Consider the following 4,499-nt stretch of genomic DNA (forward strand, 5'->3'; position numbering starts at 1 on the left):
AGGTAGCCAAGATTTGATTTACTACTGGCTGCCATCATTTTGAACGGTAGTAATTTAATGAACGAACATAACCAACCGGCTGGCTCGTAAAACCATGACTTTTCGTTCAGGCACTATTTAGGATATCATTAATGACGGCCAAGAATATTATTATAAAACCACCCAGAAATATAATGGATTCCATTTCCTTGTTCAAGGATTCGATCAGGAGCACATAGAGGGCGTAAAGTAATATCACCAACGTAAAAATCTGATAAGCTGGCAGGGTATGCGAAAAGAGATGTACAGGTAACAAGATGACCATAGCAGAAAAGACCGTGCTGGTAACGTTAACAAGGTTAAGGAATTTTTTGGAAAACCGCTCTGGAAAAAGTCGATGGACAAATTGGGTAAATACCGGCACCGATAGATAAAAGGACAGATATTCCAGCTTGACTAGCAATTGCCAGTTTATAGTGGGAAATAGTTCCATCAGATATCTCTCGCCGGTGGTGAGGATCCTTAAGGATATGAGGAAACAAAAGGCGCTAAAAATTAACGGTGCCTTTTCCTTTCGGCGTAGAAAAAAGAGCCCTAAATGGTAAAAGGCCATAACAATGATGCTGCCGAAAAGAAATATATCATAATTAATGCGTTTTGATCTCATCGCTCTGAGATCATTCGCTTTCCCCAATGTTAGCTTCTCCCAGGCACCGCCTCTGCGATGATGGAAGTTGGACACTTGCATGATGAGGTCCAGACTCGAACCGTCAGGCTGAAAATCAGCAACCCCGGGGTGATATTTTGCTTGCGATGTCTCACGCGTTTTCCCCACTTTTCCGATGGAGCATAATGCTTTACCGTTTAAAAACAGATTAAGCGCCGATCCCATATCCATATATTTAATCGCCAGCGATTTTGCTGCCGGGCTGGGATGGATAAAAATCCTTAAGCGATACGTGGCATAACCCTTTGGTGCGGGTCGCGTGTTATCTGATTTGAATGTATGCCAGAAGCCGGGCACAACAATGAAACCGGATTTTTCCGGTGGACTGGCTGATAAAAAATCTTGAGGGGGGATCAATTGATTCCAATAAAATTCATACTCACCTGAGAGATCGATCGGGCCATCCTGGTCAAAATCCCAACTCGAAAGATCCAGAACACCTCTCACCGCTTTTGGAGTCCTTTTCTTATCACCATTGCTTGTACAGCCAATAATAAAACAAAAGACTATTATACAGCAATATTTCAGTACCTTATAATTCATATTGTCCGATCGGTGCAGCGGCCGGGTCCGATCCCTTAGGAAAATGGTTGCAAAACTCATCTTACAATTTAACCGGCGGGTGACAAACTTAAAAGATATTTGTCATTATCGGCCATTTTTCTAAAAACTTAAGTGGATATTGATTTTACTATCAGTTTAACCCTAAACCCTATCCGAACACTGCAATAAGTTTTGGCAAAAGCTTAAATTTTCATCTGTTTCCTTGTAAGCGATTGGTTGCTAGGTCGAAATCAGAACCAGGGCAACTATCGCAGCGCCGACACCCGCCCATTGCTGTCCTTTCAGCCGTTCCTTAAGCAGGAACCAGGCGAGCAGCACCGTTGTGGCGGGATAAAGCGAGGCCAGGATGGCAGATACATCGAGACGCCCGGTTTGGGCGGCCAGGGCGAAAAAGGCGTTCCCGGCGGCATCGAGAATGCCGGTTAGCGCGATGCAGGGAATTTGGTTTCCCGGTGGTACGAAACGGGTTTTTTTCATCAACAGCACGATCGCCATCATGCTGGTGGAAGCCGTCCTGGCGGCCACCAACGGCCAGAATATGCCCTGGCTGCTCACATATCCGATGCAGACAAAAAACAGGCCGAATCCCAGCCCGGCAACCATCGACAGGCCGAGTTCCGCTTTTCTAATCCGGGAGCTGCTTTCCGGAGCGGAGAGAAACCAAACCGCCATAAAGGCCACCGCAAATCCCGAAATCTGTGTCAGCCGGGGAAGGCCTTCCGTGAAGAAGGCGAAGCAGACCGGTAACATGGCGGTCAGCACCGCCGAAAGAGGGGCCACCACTCCCATGCGGCCGGATGCAAGGCCTTTGTAAAAGGCCGTCAGTCCAAGAACGCCGCAGATGCCGGCAACCCCGCCCCAGACCAAAGCGGGCGTTGCCGGCACCGGTTCCGAAAAAAGAAAGCCGAATGTCACCAGCATCAGGGCGCCGATCACCTGGGAAAACAGAATCACCGTCAGCACACTGTTGCGCCTGGAGGCCCAGCCTCCGCTAAAATCCCCGGCCCCCCACACGATGGCGGAGCTAAGACCGTATGTAATGGCAATGGTTTCCGAAGTCATTTTTTTGATACGTTCAATTCGTTATGATCCATCCAGAAATTTCGGAGGACGTTTAGATTGGTGAAGCGCAAACCCCTCCGTGCACCATACCATAGGGCTGGAGGTGCTTTTGCTGAACTTTCACTTCCAGATCGGATTTTCCCCGATGTATAGACCGGATCTTCATGGAAAGCAGGGAAAAATAGGGGGAACTGTTTACAATCTCTGCAATGGCTTTAACGTGGTCGGGATTGAGTTTTTTTGGCTCGGGCACCTTTCACTCCTTCAATTTTGACACTAATTTTGTAGATTTACAAATCATCTCTGGTAATGGCTCAAATGGGTACCTTTATCCTCAATGGAAAATATAACTCTTTCTCAGAATGAGACCCTTGAAAAATGTTCAATTTTGGCATAGTTCAAGGCGGACGAAATTTTTAACCGGAAGAATACATTGAGTATTTTGAGGATTAAAAATTGAGTCCAACGCAGAAATCTGCCAAAGGGGGACCTTTTGCAAAGGTCTCAGAATTTTTCGGCTGCTTTTTTAAGCAGTTGTTGAACCGGTGGGCTGAACCAGCAATCCAGAAAAATTTCCTGTTTTGCTTGGTGGTTTTTTTCGTATACCACCCGGACCGCCTCCACACGGTTGGCCTTAATCGCTGCAAATGCCTTTTTTGTGAGGGCCGCCACGTTGGCAATCTTTTTCAAAGCATGGTTTTCAACCTTGTTTTGAGAAAGGACTTCATCCACCAGGCCAATTTTTTCGGCCTTGATCGGTTCGATGAATTCACCCAGGTAAATCATTTCGGTTGCCGCCCGGTCACCCACAATTTGCCGCAGCATCAAATCGGACAGATAAGGCACCGGGACACCTATTTTAATCTCATTCAACCCCAGTAATTTTCTGCCGGAAGCTAAAAAACGATAATCACAACTGGAGGCAAGAATCGTTCCCCCTGCAATGGCATGACCGGTTATGGCACAGGCTGTGGGTATGGGAAGTGTAAAAATATCGAATACAACCTGATTAAATCTATAATAAAATTCGGTCATTTTAGATCTGTCCAGCTTCAATAATGCCGGTAAATCAAAACCGATACTGAAAAACTTTTCCCCTCCAGCCAGAACCATACCGCTAAACTCTGCTTTAATCCGGTTCACTGCGGCAGAAAGATTTTCCACCAGGGTGGTATTAATCGCATTGGTCACTTGGTTATCCAATCGCAACACTGCCACGTTATGGTGTTGTTCTAGTTTTACTTTTTCCATCGCCTCCTCCTAAGATAAAAGACTTTTTCTTAACCTTTTCGCTAGCGACACCATTAACAATCCAACCTTTTTTAACGTTACGCCCCGGTAATGGTTACAGAAAAACCGGCAATAATGACAGAACCAGTAGACATGCCATACTGAAGTTAAAAACCTTTCGATAAAAATCGGTGGTTAATAATCGTCTGATATTGGTGCCCAGAAATGTCCAAAAAGATACACAGGGAAAGCAAACGATACAAAACACAACGGCAATAAGCAAAACCTGGAGAAAAACATCCCTGCCCACTGAAGTAAAGGTGGCAATCGCGCCAATTGCTATCATCCAGGCCTTGGGGTTGACCCATTGGAAGATAACGGCCTGCCAGAAAGTAAAGGGCTTCTTGCTGATGCCTTTACTATCAAAATCACTGAATGTGGCAATCTTGTATGCAAGATACAGCAAGTATGCCGCTCCAACATACTTAAGGATATGGTGAATCACCGGAAAGGATGTAAACACACTGCCAAGGCCCAGCCCCAGTAAAATAATCATGACAGGAAAACCTAAAACAATACCAAAGATATGGGGGAGTGTTTTCTTGTATCCGAAATTCACCCCTGACGCGGTCACCATCACATTATTTGGCCCGGGTGTGATTGCCATAGAAATGGAAAACGATAACAATGATAGCATGAATTCAAATTGCATATATTTTATCTTTCGTTCCTTCAATACACAGGTGATTGCAAATGAATATCACCTATGGTAGATATCATAAACAAATTTTAAAAGAAAGTAATCCAATGAGCGACTTAATTAGTGCCTGAACGAAAAGTCATGGTTTTACGAGCCAGCCGGTTGGTTATGTTCGTTCATTAAATTACTACCGTTCAAAATGATGGCAGCCAGTAGTAAATCAAATCTTGGCTACCT

General features: G+C 45.2%; 5 protein-coding genes. All 5 read right to left on the bottom strand.

Features of this window, described 5'->3' with window-relative positions; all coding sequences use genetic code 11:
* Window positions 1-106: 106 nt before the first annotated feature.
* Window positions 107-1,249, bottom strand: a complete 1,143-nt coding sequence (locus tag SWH54_16105; GenBank protein MDY6792787.1) for a 7TM-DISM domain-containing protein — start codon at window positions 1,247-1,249, stop codon at window positions 107-109.
* 240 nt (window positions 1,250-1,489) lie between these two features.
* Window positions 1,490-2,233: a DMT family transporter gene (locus SWH54_16110; GenBank protein ID MDY6792788.1), complete on the bottom strand. Its 744-nt coding sequence runs from the start codon at window positions 2,231-2,233 to the stop codon at window positions 1,490-1,492.
* A gap of 151 nt (window positions 2,234-2,384) precedes the next feature.
* Window positions 2,385-2,585, bottom strand: a complete 201-nt coding sequence (locus tag SWH54_16115) for a hypothetical protein (protein MDY6792789.1) — start codon at window positions 2,583-2,585, stop codon at window positions 2,385-2,387.
* A gap of 251 nt (window positions 2,586-2,836) precedes the next feature.
* A complete protein-coding gene (locus SWH54_16120; GenBank protein ID MDY6792790.1) occupies window positions 2,837-3,583 on the bottom strand; it encodes an enoyl-CoA hydratase/isomerase family protein in 747 nt (248 codons plus the stop codon).
* A 94-nt stretch (window positions 3,584-3,677) separates the two neighbouring features.
* Window positions 3,678-4,274, bottom strand: coding sequence for a LysE family translocator (locus tag SWH54_16125; protein ID MDY6792791.1), 597 nt, complete (start codon window positions 4,272-4,274; stop codon window positions 3,678-3,680).
* Between the last annotated feature and the right edge of the window lie 225 nt (window positions 4,275-4,499).

The organism is Thermodesulfobacteriota bacterium (genome assembly GCA_034189135.1).
Lineage (GTDB): Bacteria > Desulfobacterota > Desulfobacteria > Desulfobacterales > JAUWMJ01 > JAUWMJ01.